The sequence below is a fragment of the Trichococcus ilyis genome, from assembly GCF_900109135.1.
GTDB lineage: Bacteria > Bacillota > Bacilli > Lactobacillales > Aerococcaceae > Trichococcus > Trichococcus ilyis.
In genome coordinates, this window is the sequence record NZ_FNYT01000025.1 from 22,688 (window position 1) to 45,307 (window position 22,620).

21 protein-coding genes and 1 other annotated feature are annotated in these 22,620 nt (G+C 51.7%); of the genes, 4 read left to right on the top strand and 17 right to left on the bottom strand.

The genetic code is table 11. The features are described 5' to 3' along the window. Positions 1–53 precede the first annotated feature (53 nt). Positions 54–650 carry a cob(I)yrinic acid a,c-diamide adenosyltransferase gene (locus BMX58_RS11175; RefSeq protein ID WP_068624376.1) on the bottom strand — a complete coding sequence of 199 codons (597 nt, stop codon included), beginning with the start codon at positions 648–650 and terminating at the stop codon, positions 54–56. A 200-nt stretch (positions 651–850) separates the two neighbouring features. Between BMX58_RS11175 and BMX58_RS11180 the strand changes: the two genes are divergently transcribed. Further along, a complete protein-coding gene (locus BMX58_RS11180) occupies positions 851–2,128 on the top strand; it encodes an AI-2E family transporter (protein ID WP_068624378.1) in 1,278 nt (425 codons plus the stop codon). 50 nt (positions 2,129–2,178) lie between these two features. On the opposite strand, the gene BMX58_RS11185 is transcribed toward BMX58_RS11180, so the two are convergent. Both BMX58_RS11185 and BMX58_RS11190 read right to left on the bottom strand, forming a co-directional pair. Further along, a complete protein-coding gene (locus BMX58_RS11185) occupies positions 2,179–3,177 on the bottom strand; it encodes a sodium:calcium antiporter (protein ID WP_068624381.1) in 999 nt (332 codons plus the stop codon). A 41-nt stretch (positions 3,178–3,218) separates the two neighbouring features. After that, positions 3,219–3,941 (bottom strand): hypothetical protein, encoded by a 723-nt coding sequence (locus BMX58_RS11190; RefSeq protein WP_068624383.1) that lies wholly within the window; start codon positions 3,939–3,941, stop codon positions 3,219–3,221. A gap of 229 nt (positions 3,942–4,170) precedes the next feature. Here BMX58_RS11190 and BMX58_RS11195 point away from each other — a divergent pair, with 229 nt between their 5' ends. Then, complete coding sequence (locus BMX58_RS11195; protein WP_068624385.1) at positions 4,171–4,947, top strand: NRDE family protein; 777 nt, start codon at positions 4,171–4,173, stop codon at positions 4,945–4,947. Between the two features lie 48 nt (positions 4,948–4,995). Here BMX58_RS11195 and gpmA read toward each other — a convergent pair whose 3' ends face one another. The 6 genes from gpmA to trpD all read right to left on the bottom strand — a co-directional run bounded on the left by gpmA (position 4,996) and on the right by trpD (position 10,161). Beyond that, a complete protein-coding gene (gene gpmA, locus BMX58_RS11200; protein WP_068624419.1) occupies positions 4,996–5,682 on the bottom strand; it encodes a 2,3-diphosphoglycerate-dependent phosphoglycerate mutase in 687 nt (228 codons plus the stop codon). A gap of 74 nt (positions 5,683–5,756) precedes the next feature. Continuing rightward, the gene (gene trpA / locus BMX58_RS11205) at positions 5,757–6,533 is read right to left on the bottom strand and encodes a tryptophan synthase subunit alpha (protein WP_068624386.1); all 777 of its coding nucleotides are present in this window, start codon (positions 6,531–6,533) and stop codon (positions 5,757–5,759) included. Further along, entirely contained in the window at positions 6,526–7,707 is a 1,182-nt protein-coding gene (gene trpB, locus BMX58_RS11210) for a tryptophan synthase subunit beta (RefSeq protein WP_068624388.1), read from the bottom strand. Before trpB ends, trpA begins: the two co-directional genes overlap by 8 nt. Then, positions 7,704–8,315 carry a phosphoribosylanthranilate isomerase gene (locus BMX58_RS11215; RefSeq protein ID WP_068624391.1) on the bottom strand — a complete coding sequence of 204 codons (612 nt, stop codon included), beginning with the start codon at positions 8,313–8,315 and terminating at the stop codon, positions 7,704–7,706. Before BMX58_RS11215 ends, trpB begins: the two co-directional genes overlap by 4 nt. Next, a complete protein-coding gene (gene trpC / locus BMX58_RS11220; RefSeq protein WP_068624393.1) occupies positions 8,315–9,097 on the bottom strand; it encodes an indole-3-glycerol phosphate synthase TrpC in 783 nt (260 codons plus the stop codon). The genes BMX58_RS11215 and trpC overlap by 1 nt, the downstream gene beginning before the upstream one ends. Then, positions 9,094–10,161: an anthranilate phosphoribosyltransferase gene (gene trpD / locus BMX58_RS11225; protein ID WP_239420599.1), complete on the bottom strand. Its 1,068-nt coding sequence runs from the start codon at positions 10,159–10,161 to the stop codon at positions 9,094–9,096. The genes trpC and trpD overlap by 4 nt, the downstream gene beginning before the upstream one ends. Positions 10,162–10,212: 51 nt before the next feature. Next, positions 10,213–10,455, bottom strand: a binding site (T-box leader). 171 nt (positions 10,456–10,626) lie between these two features. On the opposite strand from trpD, the gene BMX58_RS11235 reads away from it, so the two are divergent. Beyond that, positions 10,627–11,136 carry a DNA-deoxyinosine glycosylase gene (locus BMX58_RS11235; RefSeq protein ID WP_068624397.1) on the top strand — a complete coding sequence of 170 codons (510 nt, stop codon included), beginning with the start codon at positions 10,627–10,629 and terminating at the stop codon, positions 11,134–11,136. A 57-nt stretch (positions 11,137–11,193) separates the two neighbouring features. Here BMX58_RS11235 and BMX58_RS11240 read toward each other — a convergent pair whose 3' ends face one another. The 8 genes from BMX58_RS11240 to BMX58_RS11270 form a co-directional block, all read right to left on the bottom strand. Further along, positions 11,194–12,414: an MFS transporter gene (locus tag BMX58_RS11240; RefSeq protein ID WP_068624399.1), complete on the bottom strand. Its 1,221-nt coding sequence runs from the start codon at positions 12,412–12,414 to the stop codon at positions 11,194–11,196. Positions 12,415–12,483: 69 nt separating this feature from the next. Beyond that, a complete protein-coding gene (locus BMX58_RS15010; RefSeq protein WP_275425230.1) occupies positions 12,484–12,615 on the bottom strand; it encodes a hypothetical protein in 132 nt (43 codons plus the stop codon). A 328-nt stretch (positions 12,616–12,943) separates the two neighbouring features. Then, on the bottom strand, positions 12,944–14,224 hold the full coding sequence (locus BMX58_RS11245; RefSeq protein WP_068624401.1) for an O-acetylhomoserine aminocarboxypropyltransferase/cysteine synthase family protein: 1,281 nt from the start codon (positions 14,222–14,224) through the stop codon (positions 12,944–12,946). Positions 14,225–14,807: 583 nt separating this feature from the next. Continuing rightward, positions 14,808–16,253, bottom strand: coding sequence for a glycoside hydrolase family 1 protein (locus BMX58_RS11250; RefSeq protein ID WP_068624403.1), 1,446 nt, complete (start codon positions 16,251–16,253; stop codon positions 14,808–14,810). Positions 16,254–16,370: 117 nt separating this feature from the next. Then, positions 16,371–17,099, bottom strand: coding sequence for a MurR/RpiR family transcriptional regulator (locus BMX58_RS11255; RefSeq protein ID WP_162268641.1), 729 nt, complete (start codon positions 17,097–17,099; stop codon positions 16,371–16,373). An 86-nt stretch (positions 17,100–17,185) separates the two neighbouring features. Continuing rightward, positions 17,186–19,048, bottom strand: coding sequence for an ABC transporter ATP-binding protein (locus BMX58_RS11260; RefSeq protein ID WP_068624407.1), 1,863 nt, complete (start codon positions 19,046–19,048; stop codon positions 17,186–17,188). Beyond that, positions 19,045–21,273 (bottom strand): ABC transporter ATP-binding protein, encoded by a 2,229-nt coding sequence (locus tag BMX58_RS11265; protein ID WP_068624409.1) that lies wholly within the window; start codon positions 21,271–21,273, stop codon positions 19,045–19,047. The genes BMX58_RS11260 and BMX58_RS11265 overlap by 4 nt, the downstream gene beginning before the upstream one ends. A gap of 20 nt (positions 21,274–21,293) precedes the next feature. After that, on the bottom strand, positions 21,294–21,770 hold the full coding sequence (locus BMX58_RS11270) for a MarR family winged helix-turn-helix transcriptional regulator (protein WP_068624411.1): 477 nt from the start codon (positions 21,768–21,770) through the stop codon (positions 21,294–21,296). A gap of 156 nt (positions 21,771–21,926) precedes the next feature. Between BMX58_RS11270 and BMX58_RS11275 the strand changes: the two genes are divergently transcribed. Continuing rightward, positions 21,927–22,298: an MmcQ/YjbR family DNA-binding protein gene (locus BMX58_RS11275; protein WP_068624413.1), complete on the top strand. Its 372-nt coding sequence runs from the start codon at positions 21,927–21,929 to the stop codon at positions 22,296–22,298. The last annotated feature ends 322 nt before the right edge of the window (positions 22,299–22,620 follow it).

Genomic DNA, 22,620 nt, shown 5'->3' on the forward strand with positions numbered 1-22,620 from the left:
GTGCCCTCTTCTCCGGCGAAAGCGCTCCTCACCGGAGGAGCCCGCGATTTCAGCTATTCCTTGGAACTGTCCTTTTCCCCGGAAATGCGGAAGACTTTTTCGCTGCGCTCGTACGGCACATCGGGAACGCCTTTGCGGGCATTCGCGACCCGGGCCACGACAAACAGGTAGTCTGAAAGGCGGTTGATGAACTTCAGCACGAACGGATTCACTTCATCCGGTTCCTCCTCCATGAAGGTGACGATCCGGCGTTCCGCATCCCGGGTCGTTGTCCGCAAAATGTGGAACCAGCTGGCCAGTTCCGTTCCGCCCGGTATGATGAAGTACTGGGTCTCCTCCGGCTCTTCGCTGTAGCCATCGATTTTCTGCTCTAGCCACTCGATGTGCTCCTGCGCGATTTTGTATTCGCGGTGGCCTTTCGGAATCGACAGATCCGAGGAACAATCGAACAGGAATTGTTGGATGAGCGCCAGGTCCTGCTGGATATCTTCGCCGCAATCATTCTTCGTCAGTACCAGCCCGAACCATGAGTTCAGGCCATCGAGCGCGCCGAACGCTTCGATCCTTCCGGCATTTTTCCGGAGTGCCTTGCCGCCCCCGATGCGCGTGTTGCCTTTGTCGCCGGTGCGCGTATAGATGCTGTATTTCATATGGTTTCTCCTCCTAATGCTGCTCTCGTTCTGTAATTCTATCATAATTCTTTCCATCGTTTGCAATCGGACGACAGAATTTTGCTGAAATACGACCTTGGCAGTATGGCATTCAAGCGCAACTCTGGTAAACTTAAACCAGAAAACCAGTATGCCGCTGGACGGATCCGCTCCGATGACGGCATAAGAAAGGAAGCTTTATGCAAAAAAAAGAAACGAAAATAACCATCCCCGAAGATACGCGCCTCATCGCTTTTTTGGGCGGCAAAACAATCCTCTTTATCCTGTCCATCCTGATCCTGACCGGCGTGCTCATCTTCACGATGGATACCATCTCTTTCATCTTCAAACCGCTGCAGGTCATTTTTTCGACCATCGTTGCGCCGGTCATTTTAGCAATTGTCTTCTATTATGTTTTCAATCCGATGGTGACTTTTCTGGAAAGGCGAGGAATCAATCGGGGAATGGCGACAGCACTCGTCTTTGTCCTCTTCATTCTGATGCTAGTCTATGGGGTCGGCCTGTTGGTTCCGATTTTGTCCGGTCAGCTCACCAATCTAGTCAATGAATTTCCCAGCTATATCGAACAGATGAACGCCTTTTTCGACAGACTGCTCGCGAACAGCACTTTCAAGGACTATTACGACCAGGCGCAAAGTTGGTTGGACAGCACAGTGGGCAGTATCCCTGAAATGATTCTGGCCTGGGTCGGCAACTCGAGCGAAAAAATCATGGCCATCTTTTCCACCATTTCCAGCGTAGTCGTCGTGACGGTCACTTTCCCGGTCATCCTTTTCTTCATGCTGAAGGATCAGGGGAAATTCAAACCTTTTGTCATGAAGAACATCCCGCCTGTTTTCCGCGCTGATATCGAAAAGATATCCCGACAGATGTCGCTTCAGGTCGGTTCCTATGTCCAAGGCCAAGTGCTCGTCGCCTTGAGTCTTGGTGCTTTGCTGATAGTCGGCTATCTGAGCATCGGCTTGGATTACGCCTTCGTCCTTGCCTTGATCGCTACCTTGACGGCGGTCATCCCTTTCATCGGCGCCACCATCGGGGTCATCCCGGCTTTGTTCGTCGCGGCCTTCACCTCCCCGGCCATGCTCCTGAAAATGGCCGTCGTCTGGGCCTTGGCGCAGTTCATCCAAGGCAACATCATAGAACCGAGCATCATGGGCCGGAACTTGAAGATGCACCCGCTGACGATCATTATCGTTTTGCTGATCATGGGCAATCTGCTCGGCTTTATCGGGATGATTTTGGGCGTTCCGCTGTTCGCGATGCTGAAGATTCTGCTTGAACACGTGCTTGAGAAATTCAAACAGCGCTACAACCGTCACTTCGGAGATGTGGCTGGGCCGTTCGAGCTGGCCGAGGAGGAGCCGGTGTTAGTGAACGGCTCCACTCCTGTCAAGGATTTCGCGACTGTGGACTTAGCCCGTGAGGTCACGGGACACGAAAACGATACAGAACAATAACAGCAAAAAAGGTCCGTGATTCCCGTCAGGGTCGCGGACCTTTTTGTTTATCAAAAAAAGTAGTTCCAGATCAGATAAACGAGATAGAACACGACCAAGATGCGGCCTTCCTTTCTGCTGATGACATCGCGTTTGTTGTTGTAGGAAAAGTAACCCAAAACCGCCAACAGAATGGACAAAGCCGGAAAATGGACCCGATAGAAATCCTGGCTGACGACGATGCCGCCCGGAGTAAGGCTGATTGCCGTACCGAGAATAAGCAACGTATTCAACAAGTTTGAACCCATAATGTTCCCCATCGCCAAAGCGCCATAGCCTTTTTTTACGGAAACGATGGTCGTGCTGATTTCCGGCAATCCGGTCCCGAACGCCACAACCGTCGAGGCGATGATCGAGTCGGGAATGCCGATCCGGACAGCCCCGATTTCAACCGTCGTCACCATAACCGAAGCACTCGCAATCACAAATCCCGCGCTGGCTAACAGTTTCAAGAGTTTGATCAGCAGCGGCTTGCCTTTTTCCTGATCGGACGCAATGGCATCGATATCCGGATTCTGCTGTTTCCCTTCCCGCAGCATCCAAATAAAATACAAAGGGCTCAAAAACAAAAAGAGAACGCCGAGCCACTGTGGAATCCTGCCTTGCCCATCCGAGTAGAAAACAGGCAGTGAGGACAGTATCAAAAACAGGGAGAGGCCGGCCAGCACCGTATGTTTATTTGCCGTCTTCCGGTTGACGGGAATACTGCCGTAAAGGGCACCGATGCCGAGGATAAAGCTTGTGTTCACGATTGTGGAACCGATGATGTTCCCCAGCGCAACGATGCTGGCCCCCTTGAAAGCGGACAAAACCGAAACCGCCAACTCCGGCAGAGAAGTTCCCAAGGAAACGATCGTGGCCCCGATCACCAACTCGGATATTCCCGATTCCAAGGAAATAGAAATCGCCTCATCAACCAGAATATCCGTCGCCTTCGACAGCCCCCAGATGCAGAGGATAAGCACTGCCGCCAACACGTAACTGTCCGCTTGTTCCAGTAAAGAAGTCACATCCCTCCACTTCCTTCCCTACGGAGAGCCAGTTATTGCAATCAGTAAGTCACTTGCTGATAATCCGCCGGGATGATGAACGCATCCTCCGACACATTGCCGGACAATTCAAGGATTTCCATGACCGATTCGAACGCTTCATCGATCGTCTTGATTTTCTTCAGGTCGGAGCCGTCAAAATAGTAGAAGATCTGCGTGCCGCTCCCCGTGCGGTATTCCTCGTACACCAGCCCGTCCTCCTCGCCGCTGCCGACGTATTCGATGCCATCCACTTCGACCGGCTCACTCGCTTCCGGAATTTCCGGCAGGGATTCTTCCCCTTCAGTCGTCGTCTGAGGCATCACGATCACCGTTTTGCTGACGTGATCGACCATGTAGATATTGCCGTCCATCATCACCATGGCGGTGTCGGTATCGGCGGATTTGGAATGCATCGCGGTCCTGTCGCCCGAAACGCTCATCATCGTTTCGGATTCCATCACTTCGCCTTCGATTGTAGCCGTGGAGCGGAAAGCCATATAGTATGTGCCGCTCTCCATGATGTCGATGTAGCTTTTTGAGAGTTTGCCCAGGCGATCGCCGACTTCTGTGGATCCATCCGACGCTTCTGCTGTGTCGCTGCTTGCGGTGCTGGCTGGCGAACTGTTCTGTGCGGTTTCTTGAGAGGAATTTTCTTCTTCATTTGTTTCCTGCGCTTGGTTGCAGCTTGCCAGAAAAAGACTGATCAGCAAGACTGTCCAATATTTTTTTCTATCTTTCAGCATCCTCAACAATCCCTTCGAATAGTGTTTATCCTGTCGTTGCATTTCCGGTTGGCTGGGCGGCGTTGCTTTCATTCATATTATAACGTAAATACGGCGGGTTTTGAAATTTGGGATAGGCAGTCGAGCAGCATTCAGTCGGACCTTCCTCCGCGGGGTTTCTTCATTTCAGATTTGGATGTTGCGCATGCTATACTTAACAAAAGAACAACATCTTAATGGGGGAATAGCTATGTGCCTGATTTCGATGCAGCTCAGTCAACACGCGTCATACAAATTGATCCTCGTGGCCAATCGGGATGAGCAATATGACCGGCCATCCTTGCCTGCACACTTCTGGCCGGAGCATCCCGATCTGTTGGCCGGCAAAGACTTGCGCGACCATGGCACTTGGCTGGGGATCACCAAACAAGGCCGGATCGCCGCCGTCACCAATAGTTATCTGACGACCGATCAGGAGTCCGATAAAAAACTGTCCCGCGGCAACCTCGTGATGGATTACCTGACCGGCAGCATGGGGCCTGCGGACTATCTGGAACGGATCAGGCAACAGCGCAGCGACTACAACGGCTTCAATCTGATCGTCGGCTCGAGCGACCGGCTCCATCACTACAACAACATCCTGGACGGTTGCAGCGTCCTTCCGACAGGCAGCCATGCCGTCAGCAATGCCACGCTCGATACGCCCTGGCCGAAAGTCACCCGCACGAAAGCGGCAATGGCCGCACTGACCAGATCAGCAGCGCTGGATGAAGAGTCCATCTTCCGCATCATGGCGGATCTGACACCGGCTCCCGATGACCAACTGCCCGACCTGCCGCTGCCGTTACCTATCCTTCGCGCTGTCTCCGCCAATTTCATCCAGACGGAACGCTACGGCACCCGCTCCACGACACTGATCCTCATCGACCATTCCGATTGGGTGACATTTGTGGAAAGATCCTACCTGCAGGACGGAACCAGCAGCGACGTCCGTTTCAACTTCCGTTTGCTGGCTGAAGAAAAATGACGCAAAAAGATGAGGCCCGGATTATCCTGTTCCGGGCCTCATCTTTTTTCACAGATAATATTTTCTGATAATCGTCAAGTCATCCTGCAGTTCATAGACCAGCGGCTGTCCGGTAGGTATCTCCAAAGCCATGATCTCTTCATCAGGTATTTCTTCGAAGTATTTGATCAGCGCCCGCAAGGAATTCCCGTGGGCCGCCACCAGCACCGTTTTTCGGTCCAGGATAGCCGGCGCAATCTGATCTTCCCAGAATGGGATGACGCGTTCCAGGGTTGTCTCGAGGTTCTCGCCCATCGGAATGACACGTTTTTGGAGATTGGCATAACGGCGGTCATTTGCCGGCGACAACGGGTTGTTCGGATCCATCAACGGCGGCAATGTGTTGTAGGATCGACGCCATTTATGGACCTGCTCCTCGCCGTATTTTTCTGCTGTCTGCTGTTTGTTCAGGCCCTGCAGATCGCCATAATGGCGTTCGTTGAGGCGCCAACTTTTGACTTCCGGTATCCACAATTGGTCGGTTTCCTCCAGAATGATGTGACAGGTTCTGATCGCCCGTTTCAAAACTGACGTGAAGGCCATATCAAGTTCGATGCCGGCTTCCTTCAGCTTTCGTCCAGCTTCTTTCGCTTCCAGGACCCCCTGCTCGCTCAGATCGACATCAACCCAACCTGTAAACAAGTTCAACAGATTCCATTCGCTCACACCGTGACGCACAAGAATAATTCTCCGCATCATCGTCACCACTTTCCGCCTGTTATTTTCTTACATTATACTGCTGCAGGCAGTGCGGTTCACGCGAAAGGCCTTCAGCTCCCGCTGCGGATTGCTCCCACCATCTCCGCGACGAAGGCTCCGACCGGTTTGGGCGAATCTTTCCCATATTTTTCCATGATGTTGATGATCGCGGAACCGATGATGACGCCGTCACCGACTTCGCTCATCGCTTTGGCCTGCCGGGCGTTGGAGATCCCGAAGCCGATGGCGCAAGGGATGTCGCTGATTTTGCGGATTTCGGCCAGCATGCTGCCGATGTCGGTCGTGATGTCGCTGCGGACGCCGGTGACGCCCAAGGAAGACACGACGTACAGGAAGCCTTCCGCTTCCTTGGCGATCATGGCGATCCGTTCCGCCGATGAAGGAGCGACCATGGAAATGTAGGTGATGCCATGTTCCCGGCAGGCTGCCTGGATGAAACCTTTCTCCTCGAACGGGACGTCCGGGATGATGACGCCATCGACGCCGGTCTCCTTGCAGCGCGCCATGAATTTATCGATGCCGTAGACGAACACTGGATTGATGTAGGTCATGAAAACGAAGGGCTTGTCGATTTCGGTGCGCAACTCCGCGACCATCCGGAAAATATCGTCCGTGTTGATGCCGTTCGCCAAAGCCCGCTCATCAGCCTTCTGGATGGCAGGGCCTTCCGCCACCGGATCGGAGAACGGGATGCCGATTTCGACGATGTCCGCTCCGTTGGCCACGATTTCCCTGATCAGTTCCTTCGTTGTTTCCAGATCGGGATCCCCCGCCGTCACGAACGGTATGAATGCCTTGTGCTTGAAGGCAGCTGTGATTTTATTCATGGATGTCCACTCCTTTATACCTTGCGATTGCGGCAACGTCCTTGTCGCCCCGGCCCGACAGGCAGATGACGATGATCTTTTCCGGATCCAAAGTCGGCGCCAGGACCATGGCATGCGCGAGCGCATGCGAGCTTTCGATGGCCGGGATGATGCCTTCCATCCGCGCCAGATATTCGAAGGCGGCAACAGCCTCGTCATCAGTAACCGAAACGTACTCGGCGCGGCCGCGGTCATAGAGATCCGCGTGTTCGGGTCCGATGCCCGGATAGTCCAGACCGGCCGAAATCGAGTAGACGGGCGCGATCTGGCCGTATTCGTCTTGGCAGAAATAGGATTTCATGCCGTGGAAAATACCCGGCGTTCCCGTAGCGATCGTTGCCGCCGTGTCCTGCGTGTGGATGCCTCTGCCGGCAGCCTCGCAGCCGATCAGCCGCACGCTTTCGTCGCCGATGAAATCATAGAAAGTCCCGATTGCATTCGAACCGCCGCCGACGCAAGCCATCACGACATCCGGCAGTTTGCCTTCCGCCTGGGCCATCTGGGCTTTGGTCTCTTCCCCGATGATCTTCTGGAAATCGCGGACCATGGTCGGGAAGGGATGCGGACCCATGACCGAGCCGATGCAGTAATGCGACTCTTCAAACGTGGAAGCCCAATCCTTCATCGCTTCGTTGACCGCATCCTTGAGGGTGGCGGTGCCGCTCGTCACAGGAATCACTTTCGTGCCCAACAATTCCATCCGGAACACATTCAAGGCTTGGCGCTGGGTGTCCTCTTCGCCCATGTAGACGACGCATTCCATGTCCAAAAGCGCGGCGGCTGTTGCCGTCGCCACGCCGTGCTGGCCGGCGCCGGTCTCGGCGATGATCCGTTTCTTGCCCATCTTTTTGGCCAACAGCACCTGGCCGAGCGCATTGTTGATCTTATGCGAGCCCGTGTGGTTCAGGTCCTCGCGTTTCAGGTAGACTTTCGCTCCGCCGAGGTCCTTCGTCATCTTTTCCGCGAAATAGAGGCGGGATGGCCTGCCTGCGTAATTGTCCAGCAAATCGTTCAGCTCTTTCTTGAAAGCCGGATCCTCTTTGAATCGGAAAAAAGCTTCCGACAGTTCCAAGCAAGCGTTCATCAACGTTTCGGGAATGAACTGTCCCCCATGTGCTCCGAAATAACTTGTCATTTTGTTGACCTCCTAATGATTTCCATTACTGCTCTGATTTTTTCAAAATCCTTCGCCCCGTCCGTTTCGACGCCGCTCGAGATGTCCACTGCGTATGGCTGCACTTGTTCGATGGCCGCTTCGAGGTTGCCGGCATGCAGGCCGCCCGCCAGAAAGAACGGCTGCTTCGCTTCCTTCAGCAGTTCCCAGTTGAATGTCTTGCCCGTCCCGCCTGCCACGCCGCTTTGGTACGTGTCATAAAGGATGATGTCGGCGGCGTATTCCTGCCTGACATCATCGGCGTCCTTGACCGCGACCGCTTTGATGATCGGCAGCGTGATCCGCTTGCCCAACTCTTCTATATAGGTGTTGTCCTCCTCGCCGTGGAGCTGCACGATCTGGATTGCCCGGCTTTCGACGATGGCGACGATGTTTTCGATCGGTTCGTTGACGAAGACGCCGACTGCCGGTATGGCTTCCGTCAAGGCTGCCCTGATCTGCAGCGCCTGCTCCAATGAAATCCGGCGCTTGCTGGGGGCGAAAATGAAGCCGGCGAAATCCGGTCGCAGCTCGTTCAGCATTTCGGCATCCTCGACCCGTTTCAGGCCGCAGATTTTCACCTTGACCATCAGCCGATCCCCCGCAGGCGGTCCAGCATACCTTTTTTGTCCGGCGAGAGCATCATCGTTTCGCCGATCAGGATGGCATCGACATGGCCCTCCTCCAGTTCGATGACCTGTTGCCTTTCCGAAATGCCGCTCTCGGCCACGAAAAGGATGTCATCCGGCACCAGCGCGCGCAGCCTGATGGACTGTTGGATATCGACTTTGAAGGTCTTCAGATCGCGGTTGTTGACGCCGATGATCTTCGGATTGGTCCGCAACGCTTTCAGCAGTTCTTCTTCGGTGTGGGCTTCCACCAACGCTGAAAGCCCCAGTTCGCGGGCCAAGCGTTGGAAAGCATCCAATTCTTCCTCGTTCAGGATGGTCGCGATCAACAGCACGGCATCCGCGCCGATGACTTTCGCCTCATAAATCTGGTAGGCATCGATGATGAAATCTTTGCGTATGACAGGCAGCGAGACTGCCTGTTTGATTTCGGTCAGGAAGCGGTTTTCGCCTTGGAAAAAATCCGGCTCCGTCAATACCGAAAGCGCGGATGCGCCGGCTTCCTCGTAGTCCTTGGCGATCTCGAGGTAAGGGAAATCCTCCACGATCACGCCTTTGGAAGGGGATGCCTTCTTGCATTCACAGATGAAGCGGATCCCGTCGCCGGTCAGCGCCTTTTCGAAGGGGAACTCCTGAGTGATCGGCAGTGCCAAGGCGGCTTGTTTCATTTCTTCTAGCGGGATGGCTTGTTTGGCTTTTTCCACGCGTATCTCTGTCGCTGCTATGATGTCGTCCAAGATCATTTTGTCGCCTCCTGTGATGCTTTGATGAATTGCTGCAGTTTTTCCAGGGCCGCTCCGCTGTCGATCAGTTCGGCGGCGCGTTTGATGCCGTCAGCAATCGTATAGCCGTCGTTGGCCAGATAGATGGCCATGCCGGCGTTCAACAGCACCGTGTCGCGCTTCGGTCCTTTTTCGCCGTTCAGGATGGCCAAGGCGATGGCGGCATTCTCAGCCGGCTCGCCGCCGACCAGATCTTCGTTCGTGCAGTACTCGAAACCGTAGTCTTTCGGATCGAACGTGAAGTGGGTGACTTTGCCGTTCCGGAGCTCCGCGACTTCCGATGTTGTGGTCAAGGTGATTTCATCCAGACCGTCATTTCCGCCGAACACCAAGGCCCGTTCCATCTGCAATTGGTTCAGCACTTCAGCCATCGTGTCCACGAGTGCGACATCATACACGCCGAGCAGTTGCATATTCGCGTTGGCCGGGTTCGCCAAGGGGCCGAGGACATTGAAGATTGTCCGGACGCCCATTTCTTTCCTGACGGGTGCGGCATGCTTCATCGACGGGTGATATTTTTGGGCATACATGAAACACATGCCGATTTCTTCCAGCATCGCTTCGCTGCGCTGGGCGCTGGCTTCGATGTTCACGCCCAACTCTTCCAGCACATCCGCGCTGCCGCATTTGCTAGAGGAGCTGCGGTTGCCGTGTTTCGCCACCGGGATTCCTGCGGCTGCAATGACAAAGGAGGAAACGGTCGAGATGTTGAAGGTGAAAGCTTGATCGCCGCCGGTTCCGACGATGTCCAAGGCTGTCGTCTTCGTCTGCACCTTGTTCGAAAAATCCCGCATCACTTCGGCGGAGGCACTGATTTCGCCGGCCGTCTCGCCTTTCATGCGCATGGCTGTCAGATAAGCCGCAATCTGGACCGGGCTGGCTTGACCGCTCATGATCTGCTGCATGATGGTTTTCGTCAATTGCGGAGAAAGTTCTTCTTTTTTCACGAGTTTATCGATCGCGGCTTTCATGCTGTCTTCCGGAAGAATCTGTTCGGTCTGTTTCGTTGCTTTTATCTCTAGCATTTCATTCACCTCATCATTTTTTGTGTACAAAAAAAGCCCTTGTCCCCCATTAAAAGGGACAAGAGCTTGTAATCTCCTGCGATACCACCCAAATTGACGATAAAAACCGCCCACTCGTTCGCATACCAACATATGCGCCTGTCTGTTAACGGATCAGGTTCCCCGTTTGCCCCTACTCTTTTCAAGGCAACCCTCTCAAGTCCATTCGGCATCCCCTAAGCTATCGCACTCTCACTGGCGGCGACTCTCTGGAAACTAGGTATGATGCGTACTCCTCTTGATTATCGGTTTGATTAGATGGAAATGATTTTTCTAACGATTTCTTAATGTTGGGATTATTTTAACGCATCGTCATCCGTCCGTCAACTGTTTTATGAAAAAAAATCAGCAAGCCTGAATGTTTCCTGCTCCGGCGCGCTTTTGGTAAAATGATGGGGAAACTGACTGTGAAAGGATGAAATCCTTATGCAACAAACCGACAGACTATACTCGATGCCGCCTGTCATCGACCCGCATGCCAAAGTCCTGATCCTTGGTTCGATGCCCGGAGTGAAATCATTGGAGGCACAACACTATTACGGGAATCCGCGGAACCATTTTTGGGAAATCATCTTCTCCATCCTCGAAGAAACGGATCCGCTGGACTATGCCGAGCGCCTGTCGCTGCTGAAACGGCATCACGTCGCCCTCTGGGATGTGATCCACTCCTGTTACCGCGAAGGCAGCCTCGATTCGGCCATCAAAGAGGAGCACCCGAACGATCTGAACAGCCTTCTGCGCGAACATCCCCAGATCAAGGCCATCGCCTTCAACGGCGGGAAAGCTTTCCGCAGCTACAAAAAGCACTTCGGTCTGGATGAGAGCGCAGGATTGGTCTACCTGCCGCTGCCTTCGAGCAGTCCCATGCGCGGCAAGCACGTCAAGACCTTGCCCGAAAAGTTGGCGGACTGGTCGGTGCTGAAAAAATATCTATGACGAAAAAGAGCCTGCTGCCGAAAAATGTATCCCGGCAGCAGGCTCTTTTTGTATCGTTTAACCGCGGGAGCGGCTCCGGTTTATTGCGATTGTCGCAAAGCTGCCTCCGACCAGAATGATGGCCAACGCCATCAGCAGATACGCGATCCGGAAATCCAACAGATCGATGACGCCTCCGATCACCGGAAAAAGAATGATCATGCAGAGGCTGTAGGCCATACTGTTCGCGCTCAAAAGCGTCGCCCTTTCTTCGGAAGGGATCAACTGGTTGATGTAGGCGCTCGCGATCGTCGGTGACACCGCTGAAAAAATGATCGAAAGCACAAATCCAACAAATATCAGCAGCCGATTTCCCGATGCCGAGAGGAGCAACGACAAGGAAACAACTGCGGGAAAAACATAAGGAATCCGTTTTTTTTGGAGTTTCTGCTCGATTGCCGGAGAAAATTTTGCTCCGAAGATACCGAACAGGGCAGCCGCAAACAGATAGAAACTCGTAGACTTGCCGTTGTAGCCCAGCTCCGACAGGTAGTTCTGGAAATAGAAATAATAGGTGGCCGCAAAGCTGTCCAGCAAGGCAAAAAACAGGATCCAGCCCCGGAGCTCTTTATGCCGCATCAGCAACCGCCAGGCATTCCCCAGTATCCGGGTGTAGGACTGCCCCACTTTTTCGGAAAATCCAACTGTTTCATCCAACTGCGGACCCAGTCGCTTGATTGGCTCTACCATGCGGTAAATCAGGAACATATTCAGTATGCAGAGAAGGATATTGACCATATAGACGGCCGGGAAATACGCATCGGCCAAAATACCGGCAAGGATCACGCCGCTTTGGGCACTGATCTCGATCAGGAAATTGATGTGGGCCAGCTTGTCCAGATAGCCGCTCTCCTCGTTCACTCCTTTCATGCTTTCGAAGACCAGCGCTTCGTAGGTCCCCGAGTTGAAATTGTAGGAAAGCGCCGAGAACGCGAACGCAATCGCAAAATGAGAGAAACTCTGACCGTAGATCATCCCGATCGAGCTGATGATGGCCATCACTTTCCCGAACAGCAGGATTTTTTTGTAGCCGAAACGGTCCGCCAAAGCACCAGACGGCACTTCAAAAGCAAAACTCGTGATGTGGAAGATGGCTTCCAGGAAACCGATCTGCACCAAGCTCATCCCTTTGAATGAACTCAGGTAAAGCAGCCATAACGAGGTGATGCCAAAATATTGGATGAAGGCATATTTTTTTGCCAGAGATATATTTTTACGTAACGATATGTGATTTTCCATTTGAAGTCCCTTCTTTTCTTGCAAAAAAAATAGCTACGGGAGGCCCCCATAGCCGGACTTATCGCTTTGTCAGGATAAGCAGCAAGAAGCGTATTTTTGTCTGAATTTTTTTGATTTTTGGGCAGACTCCACCCCTTGAATAGCCACATCGGAAAAAATACCACGCATCAAGGTCAAAAAAATCCGCAATTTCGCTTTCATGACCGCTCTCCTCTCTTCTTAATCATCACTAGGAACAGTATAGCATTCCATCTTTTTGGCCGCAATCAATAGGCGAAAAGCCCGAAACCGTCTCTTTGTGGACAGTTCCGGGCTTTTCGCATGTATGCTCTGTTATGGATATTCACGGTATAAGACCGCTCCTCCGGTGTGGCGGTCGCTGAGCGGAAGACACCGGATAATTTCGGCTTCGACTCCGACCAAAGTGCGCTCACCGGAGGACGCACCCCGAAATGACGCCCGAACTCCGGCGAAGCCTCCGTTCACCGGAGTAGCCGGTGCGGTGCCTGATTTACCGGAAATATCTGGATCAGATCTGCGCGAACGCCTGATCCAGATCAGCGATGATGTCGTCGGCATTTTCGATCCCGATCGACAGACGGATCATGTCCCCGGAAACACCGGCAGCGACAAGGTCCTCTTCGCTAAGCTGCGCGTGGGTCGTGCTGGCCGGGTGGATGACCAGAGATTTCGCATCAGCAACGTTGGCAAGCAGCGAGAACAATTCCAGTTTGTCGATCCACTCGATGCCAGCTTGCTTGCCGCCTTCGATGCCGAATGTGAAGATCGATCCGGCCCCTTTCGGGAAGTACTTGTCGGCTAAAGGCTTGTACTTGCTTTCCGGAAGTTCCGGATAATTTACCCAAGAGACTTTCGGGTGGTTCGCCAGATAAGCGACGACCTTGCGGGTATTTTCAACATGGCGTTCAACGCGCAACGACAACGTTTCGATCCCTTGCAGCAACAGGAAGGAATCGATCGGCCCGATGCAGGCTCCCGTATCGCGCAGCAACTGCACGCGGATTTTGGTCGTGAACGCGCCCGGCCCCAGATCCGTATAGACCAATCCGTTGTAATGCGCATCCGGCGTCGTGAAGCCAGGATATCTTCCGCTGGCAGCGAAATCGAATTTACCGGATTCGACGATGACACCGCCCATGGTTGTGCCGTGGCCGCCCAGGAATTTCGTGGCTGAGTGGACCACCACATCGGCGCCGAATTCGAACGGACGGATCAGGTAAGGCGTCCCGAACGTGTTGTCCACGATCAAAATGATGCCGTGGCTATGCGCGATTTCGGCGACCTTTTCGATATCGATCAGGTTGGTGCTCGGGTTTCCGATCGATTCGATGAAGATGGCTTTCGTCTTTTCCGTGATGGCAGCTTCGAAGTTGGCCGTATCTTCCGGATCAATGAAAGTCGTGTTGATGCCCAAATTAGGCAAGGTTGCGCTGAAAAGGTTATAAGTTCCGCCATAGAGCGTGCTGGCAGCAACGATTTCGTCGCCCGCATTCGCTACGTTCAGGATAGCGTACGTGATCGCAGCCGAACCGGAAGCGACCGTAACCGCGGAGGTGCCGCCCTCAAGCGCCGCTACCCGCGCGTCCACGACTGCGGTGGTAGGGTTCGTCAAACGGGTGTATACATTCCCGGCATCCGTCAAAGCGAAACGGCCGGCAGCCTGCTCTGCGCTGTCGAAGACGAAAGCGGTCGTCTGGTAGATCGGCACCGCCCGGGCTCCGGTAACGGGGTCCGGCACTTGGCCTGCATGTACTTGCAACGTTTCAAAACTGTAATTTTTCTCTGTCATTTGTCATCTTTCCCTTCTGTTTTTCGATTTATTCTTGCATAGCGGTTGCTCTTCTGGGTCATTGCCGATCAGCCGAGGTTGCTTCTGTCCAGTCCTCTGTTTTTACAAAAAGAAAAAAGCCCTCGTCCCTATATTCCAACTGATTGAAATACAGGGACGAAAGCTCTTCGTGTTACCACCCATGTTCGTAGGGACCTCGCGATCCATACCTTTAAAAGTACGCAAGCTGACGCTTGTTATACTCCTGTGCGCTATCGTGCACAAACCGAAGCAACACTATCCGCATTGCTTTGCTCCGAGACCATCTTCGCTTCTTTTCATCATACCCCTTTTCACCTGCCGGGGCTCTCTGGAATGACGATCGAAAGGTACTCTTCTCTTCATCGCTCTTATATTAAAATTTAATTAAATATAACATCTGTTTCTCACTTTGTCAAACATTTTTATCAAACAGGTTCCTCATCCGGTTTCTTTCCGGTTTCGCTTCGGTTTCCGGTAAAAGCCGCCGCAGCTCCGGATCAATCCGAACGCACAAAAGGGAGTGCCTCATTTTATTTTGAGACACCCCCTGCTTAAGTTCTATCTACAGTTCTTTTCCATTTGTGGCAATTACTTGCTTGTACCAATCAAATGATTTTTTCTTGCTTCTCGCTAAAGTCCCATTGCCGTAATCGTCTTGATCCACGTAGATGAAACCGTAACGTTTGGACATTTCAGAAGTGCTTGCGCTGATCAGATCGATACAGCCCCAGCTTGTGTAACCCATAAGATCTACACCCTCTTTGATCGCTTCTTCCATTTGCTCAATGTGTGCACGCATATAGTCAATACGGTAATCGTCGTTGATCGAGCCGTCTTCCTCTACTTTATCGTAGGCTCCAAGTCCATTTTCCACGATGAACAACGGTACTTGGTAGCGATCGTACATTTTCTTTAAGGTAATGCGCAATCCTTTCGGGTCGATTTGCCATCCCCAGTCGGAGGACTCCAAATAAGGGTTTTTCACACCGCTGAAGAAGTTGCCTTTTTCCTTCTTCTTGCCAGGAGCTCCGCTGGCAACCATTGACATATAGTAACTGAAGGATAGGAAATCCACAGTATGTTGCAGCAATAGTTCTTCATCGCCAGGAAGCATGTCAAGCTTAATATCATTTTCCTCAAAATAACTTAACATGAAGCTTGGATAATAGCCACGAACCTGGACATCAGTGAAGAAGAGGTTCATTTGGTCTTCTTTCAGTGCTTCCAATACATCATCCGGACTGCATGTTTCTGGATACACTTCCATACGGGCCAGCATACAGCCGATCATGGCATCAGGGATCATTTCATGACAGGCCTTGACCGCTCTGGCGCTTGCTACAAACTGATGATGCAATGCCTGATAAACCGTTTGTTCTTTGTGTTCTACTTCATCTATAAGAACGCCGCTGCCGATATATGGGGACAACGTTGAAATGTTGATTTCATTGAACGTTAACCAGTATTTCACTTTTCCTTTATAACGGTTGAATACCGTTTCTGCATAATGAACAAAGAAATCAACGACGCGTCGATCTGCCCAGCCGTTGTATTTTTGAACTAAAGCAAGCGGAATTTCGTAGTGTGATAACGTCACAAGTGGTTCAATGCCATATTTCAATAATTCATCGAATACTTTGTCATAGAAAGCCAGTCCTTCTTCGTTCGGCTCTCTATCATCACCATTCGGAAAAATGCGCGGCCAAGAGATGGACATGCGGAATGTTTTGAAGCCCATTTCTGCAAACAGTGCAATATCTTCTTTATAACGGTGGTAGAAGTCAATCCCACGACGTTTCGGGAAGTTGTCTCCGCCTTTTCCTGCCAAAAGATCCTCAAGCTCCTTTTTGCTTCTGACATCCATTTCAATTTCATTTCCACGCTCTTCTTTTGGTACAAACTGAACCATATCAAAAATGGAGAGTCCTTTACCACCCTCGTTGTAAGCTCCTTCTAATTGGTTCGCAGCCGTTGCTCCGCCCCATAAAAATCCTTCTGGAAATGTCATATTCTATTCCTTCTTTCGACTTTTATTTGTTTCTAATCTTCATTGTAATTTAATGCTACAAAAAAAACTGGTCCAAAAGAGACCAGTTCAAATCCAAAAAGCATGTTGCTGTCGGAATCAATGGAACAATACATCAAACAACCGTAATAAGGTTTGACTGCTGACAGCACTGTTTTCAATTTTTCCGCACTGTAAAATTTCATCAAATAACTCTGGATGTTGCTGCGGTTTCGAGAAGGTGATGAGCAATTTCTTTCCCTTTGTCCTTTTGATTTTTTCAAACAAGAGGAAATCCTCTGACAGTAAGTATCCCTGTATGGAAATCGTGATGATCATATCTTCCTCCGTCAATGTATCCAGAGCATCCATTTGTTTGAAAATATTTGTGTTGCATTCACAAAATTTCCCTGCAAGCAGCAATTTTTTTTGTAACTCCAAAGCTTGGATTTGATGCTTTTCAAAACCTAATATGACCACTCTGCGGGATTTGCTGATTTGTTTTACAATCCGCTCAATCTGTTCCCTTGGGATATTTTCGATCATTTCCACGTTTTCCTTTAATTGCGCTATAAAGCTGTCCCCACTTAGGGCGATATCGTTTTTTTCAAAAGATGCCCCATAATTATTTACAGAATTCCTCAAGTTTGAAAAATTTCTGAAACCAATTCTTTTGCAGAAACGATTAATTGTGGAAGGCGCTACATTGCATACCTCTGCTGCTGTTTCCAATGAAAAGCCCTCAATCTTATGGAAATTTTCCAATAAGCTCTTCGCTATATGGTAGTTAATATCCTTATCCAGGGAATTATTTATGTATGCTAAAAGATTATAAATCAATGTTTCCACAGTTCCCACCTCGAGTGAATAATTCATGGTATTTTAGTGAACAACGACGGGGCTGCCTCATTTGGAGACAGCCCCTGGACTGTTACTTATTCTTCCTCTTCGTCGAATTGGCTGTTGTAGAGGTCGGCGTAGAAGCCGCCTTTCGCCAGCAATTCTTCGTGATTCCCTTGTTCGACGATGTCCCCGTTGTTCATGCAGAGGATCAGGTCGGCATTCTTGATGGTCGACAGGCGATGCGCGATGATGAAGCTCGTGCGGCCCTGCATCAGCGTATCCATCGCTTTCTGGATCAGCACTTCCGTACGCGTATCGACCGAACTCGTCGCCTCATCCAGGATCATGATCTGCGGATCGGCAAGGATGGCGCGTGCGATCGTCAGCAATTGTTTTTCGCCCTGCGAAACGTTGTTGGCTTCCTCGTTCAGCACCATATTGTAGCCATCCGGCAGCGTCCGGACGAAATGGTCCACCTGCGCGGCTTTGGCGGCGGCGATGACTTCTTCATCCGTCGCATCCAGCTTGCCGTAGCGGATATTCTCCTTGATGGTGCCGTTGTACAGCCACGTATCCTGCAGCACCATCCCGAATTCCGTGCGCAGATCGCTGCGGGTGAAATCGGTGAGGTTGTGGTTGTCGATGTAGATGGCGCCGTCCGTCAGGTCATAGAAACGCATCAGCAATTTGACCATCGTCGTCTTGCCGGCACCGGTCGGACCGACCAATGCGACTTTTTGCCCTTCTTTGATATCGGCCGAGAAATCCTTGATGACCAGATGATCCGGTTCATAACCGAACTTGACGTGTTCAAAACGGACATTGCCCTTGACATCGGCGGTCGCCATCGCGATTTTCGCTTCGGTCACGGTCTCTTCTTCCTCTTCCAGGAACTCGAAGATCCGCTCAGAGGCGGCCACCATCCGCTGCAACTGGCTCCCCACTTGCGCGACTTGCGTCAGCGGCTGGGTGAAGTTGCGCACGTACTGCAGGAAGGCTTGGATATCCCCGATCGTCATGCTTCCGGCAGCCGCCATCGCGCCACCCATGATGCAGACGACGACATAGCCGAGATTGCCGATCAGGCTCAGCAAAGGCATCATCAGACCGGAAAGGAATTCGGCCTTGAAGCCGGCCTCGATCAACTGATCGTTCTCTTTGTCGAAAGCGGCGACCGATTTTTCTTCGCCGTTGAAGGCTTTCATGACCACATGTCCGCCGTACATCTCTTCGACGTGGCCATTGACCGCACCCAAATATTTCTGCTGGTTGGCGAAATGCTTCTGCGATTTCGACATGATCAGCATCAGCAGCATCATCGACACGACCAGCACGCCAAGGATGACGAGCGTCAGCGACCAGCTGATCGTCAGCATCATGATGAAGACCCCTACTAAGGTTGTGACCGATGTGATGATCTGGGTCAGGCTCTGGTTCAAGCTGGTATTCAGGGTGTCCACATCGTTCGTGATCCGGGAGAGCACATCGCCTTGGCTGTTCTTGTGGAAATAGGCCAGCGGCAATTTGTTGATTTTCTCCATGATGTCTTTGCGCAGTTTGTAGGAAACTTTTGCGGAGACACCTGACATCAGGAAACCTTGCAGATAGGAGAAAGTGGCGCTGAGCACGTACAGCCCCAAAAGCCCCAACAGCACTTTCCCGATGTAATCGAAATCGATTTCGCCGGATCCGCCGGTGAATTTCAGCATGACGCCGGCGACCAATTTATCGATGGCCAACGCCATGATTTTCGGTCCGACGATCCCGAACAGCGAGGAGGCGACAGCCAAGATGAAGACAACCGTCATCACCCATTTGAAAGGCGACAGGTAAGCGGCCAATTTTTTGAACCCGCCTTTGAAGTCTTTCGCTTTCACGACCGGCATGCTCATGCCGCCCATCGGACCATGGCCACCCGGGCCGCCTTGCGGTCTTCTTTGTTTCATTTCGCTCATGCTAATTCCTCCTCTGAAAGCTGAGATTTAGCAATTTCTTGGTAAGTCTCACAATTTTTCATCAACGCATCGTGAGTCCCTATCCCGACGATTTTGCCTTTATCGAGGACGATGATCTGCTCCGCATCCATGATGGTGCTGATCCGCTGCGCCACGATCAAGACGGTTGCGTTATCCGTGTAGTCATCCAATGCGGAACGCAACGCCGCATCGGTTTTGAAGTCCAAAGCCGAAAAACTGTCGTCAAAAATATAGATCGGCGCTTTTTTCACCAAGGCGCGGGCGATGGCCAAGCGCTGTTTCTGGCCGCCGCTGACGTTGCCGCCGCCTTGCGCGATGGCCGTTTCGATGCCTTCTTCCATCTCCGCTACGAAGTTTTGCGCTTGGGCGACTTCGATGGCTTTCATGATGTCATCCATCGAAGCGTCGTCTTTTCCGTACGAAATGTTGGAGGCGATGTCCCCTGAGAAGAGCATCCCTTTTTGCGGAACATAGCCGATGTTGCGGCGCAGCTCGGCTTGCGTCATTTTGCGGATGTCGATGCCGTCGATTTCGATGGCGCCGTCCGTCACATCATAGAAGCGCGGGATCAGATTGATCAGCGTCGATTTGCCGGAACCGGTCGAGCCGATGATCGCCGTCGTTTCGCCTGGCCTTGCTGTGAAGGAAATGCCGCTCAGCACATTCTCGCTCGCCTTCGGATAATGATAGGAGACATTGTTGAAGGTGATGACGCCCTCGTTCTTGCTGTTCACTTGCGCCTCTTTTGGATCAGTTATGCTCAAATCCGTATCCAAAACTTCCCCGATCCGGATTGCCGAAACGGAAGCGCGCGGCAGGAAGATGAACATCATCGAAATCATCAGGAAGGCCATGATGATCTGCATCACATACTGGATGTAGGCCATCATATCCCCGATCTGCAAGGCTGAGTCAGCGACCTGCTGGCTGCCGAACCAGATGATCAGGATCGAAACGCCGTTCATGACGAGCATCATCGCTGGCATCAATAACGACATCAGACGTTGCACGAAGCGGTTCGTGTACGTATATTCTTCATTTGCATCATTGAAGCGGTTCTCTTCAAATGATTCATTCCCGAAAGCGCGGATGACCATCATCCCGGAAAGATTCTCGCGGCTGACAAGATTCAAGCGGTCCGTCAAGCTCTGCAGCATTTTGAACTTCGGCATCGCGATCGACAGAATCGACAGCATGATGCCGAGGAGGGCAATGACCGCGACTGCGATCGTCCATGCCAACGAGACGCTCTTGTCGATCGCCATAATCAGGCCGCCGGTCGCCAAAATCGGCGCATAGCAGAGCATACGGATGCCGATCGTGATCAGTTGCTGGATCTGCTGCACATCATTGGTCGTGCGCGTTATCAGCGATGCGGTCGAAAAATTATCAAATTCGGCATTGGAGAAGCTTTCGACTTTGGCAAAAACATCCCTTCTCATTTTTCCGGACACTTTTGCAGCGACCCGGGAAGAGAAATAAGCGACCGCCACGGAAGCGATGGACACCGCAAGCGCGATGGCGAGCATCTGGGCGCCTTTTGTCATGATATAGCGATTCTGGATTGCATCCATATCCGCTCCCAGATCCTGATAGAAAAGTTTCGTGAACAGGATCCCGATTTGACTGTAGAGCATCGGCTCGGCCGCTTCGGCAACCTCCATGGACTCCGCGAAGGCTTCCTTCGGCAGGAATTGCAATTGCGGCAAGAGCGCATACAGCTGGTTCATGTCGACATCTTCGAATCCGCTCTCAGTGCCGACTGTAGCCGCATCTCCTTGCTGCCCGCCCATTTCCTTCATGAATGTCACAAAGCTGTAGCTTGCCTTGCTGAAGATGCTCTCCAAAGCGGACAAGCGTTCCGGATCGGTTTCGTCCAGAACATACAGGTCGGCATTCCGGCTATCAGGAAATTCATCCTTGTATGCCTCTGCCTGCGCCGATCCGCCTTCGATCAGCTGATAGCTTTCCTGGAACGTTTCTTTATCTTTTTCATCCATGAACAGCGTCATGAGCGCGAACCCATCAGAGGGGAGCGCTTCAGGAGCTTCCTGTTCGATGCCTCCATTTTGGATACCAGTTTTGACGATATCGCTCATCAGATTCGGCAGGCTCAATTCCCCGATCGCCTGCCCGAAAAGAATCAGCAGGCTGACCAAGATCGCGCCGGCAAATGGTTTCAGGTATTTCATTATCACTTTCATCTGCATTTCCCTTTTCTTTCCTAATTTTGTCTGTTCTCTCGTTTATGCCAATGCCCATGGCCGCATCCGCCGCCTTCGAGGTTATGCAGCATCCTTTTGAAGCAGCCTTCCAAAACATCCAGTTCCTCTTCGCTGAAGCCTTCGAACACTTTCTTGTTGGCTTCCTGCATAGCCCGCTTCATCTCTTCCGATGCAGCGATGCTTTTTTCAGTCAGATGGATGCTCTTGGAGCGGGCATCCTTCGAACTGACCGTGCGCGTGACGAATCCTTTCGCTTCCAAACGCTTGATGATGCCGGTCACGGTCGGATTGGAAAGATTGAACTTCTCTTCGATGTCTCTCTGGATCACTTCTTCGTCGCCACGGCCCTTCAGATAGAACAGGACGTGGATCTGGGACGTGGTCAGATCGATTTTCCCTACCATGCGGTTCATTTGCTCCTTGAATTGGTTATGCAGCATCGGGATGTAAACTCCCATCATGTCGCGTGATACCACAGCATTTTCTCCTTTCCATCGAAATATACATAGCACGCTATCTATTATCGCACTCTCCGATTATTTGTCAATAGATCCGACACGATACAAGCCAAGTTTGAATAAATTTACTATAATGTATGGAGCATCCAATGAACCGGAAAGAAGGAACAGCAAATGGAAGAATGCAATACTGTCAGGAACCGCCTGATTGCCCTTTGCCAGGAACACGCACACGTCATCGAGGACTACCCTTTCGATGACCCCAATTGGACCGTCATGCGCCATGAAGGCAACCGCAAATCGTTCGCCTACATCTATGAACGCAACAATGAAATCTGGCTGAACGTAAAAAACACGCCGGAGCGGAACGAATATCTGCGCGAGTCTGTGCCGGAAATCATGCCTGCCTACCATATGAACAAAACCCATTGGATCACCCTGCGGCTCGCCTCCGAAACGCTCTATCCAATTGCGGACCGGATCATCAGCGAAAGCTACCGGCTGACGCAGACAAAGCCAAGGAAAAGAACGAAGCTAATCGAGTAGGAGGTAGATGATTAGTTCATCTACCGTCCTCTCACACCACCGTGCGTACGGTTCCGTACACGGCGGTTCAGTACCTTGAGTAAGCAGACTCTGCCAGGAGGCTTAATGAAATTAAGCCCCAATGGTGGAGTCTTTTCGTCGTAAGTGCCCGATGAACTTCGGGCGTTTTGGAGAGCCTCCAGTGTTTCTTTCTGGAGAATCCGACGCGCTTTGCGCTATCTTTATCGAGACCAAGCTTGGATAGTCTGTCAATCTTCGTACGTGAGCTTTTCCATCGTTTAAGAATAAGTTGTCTGATTCTGCGATGCAGCCATTGTTCTAT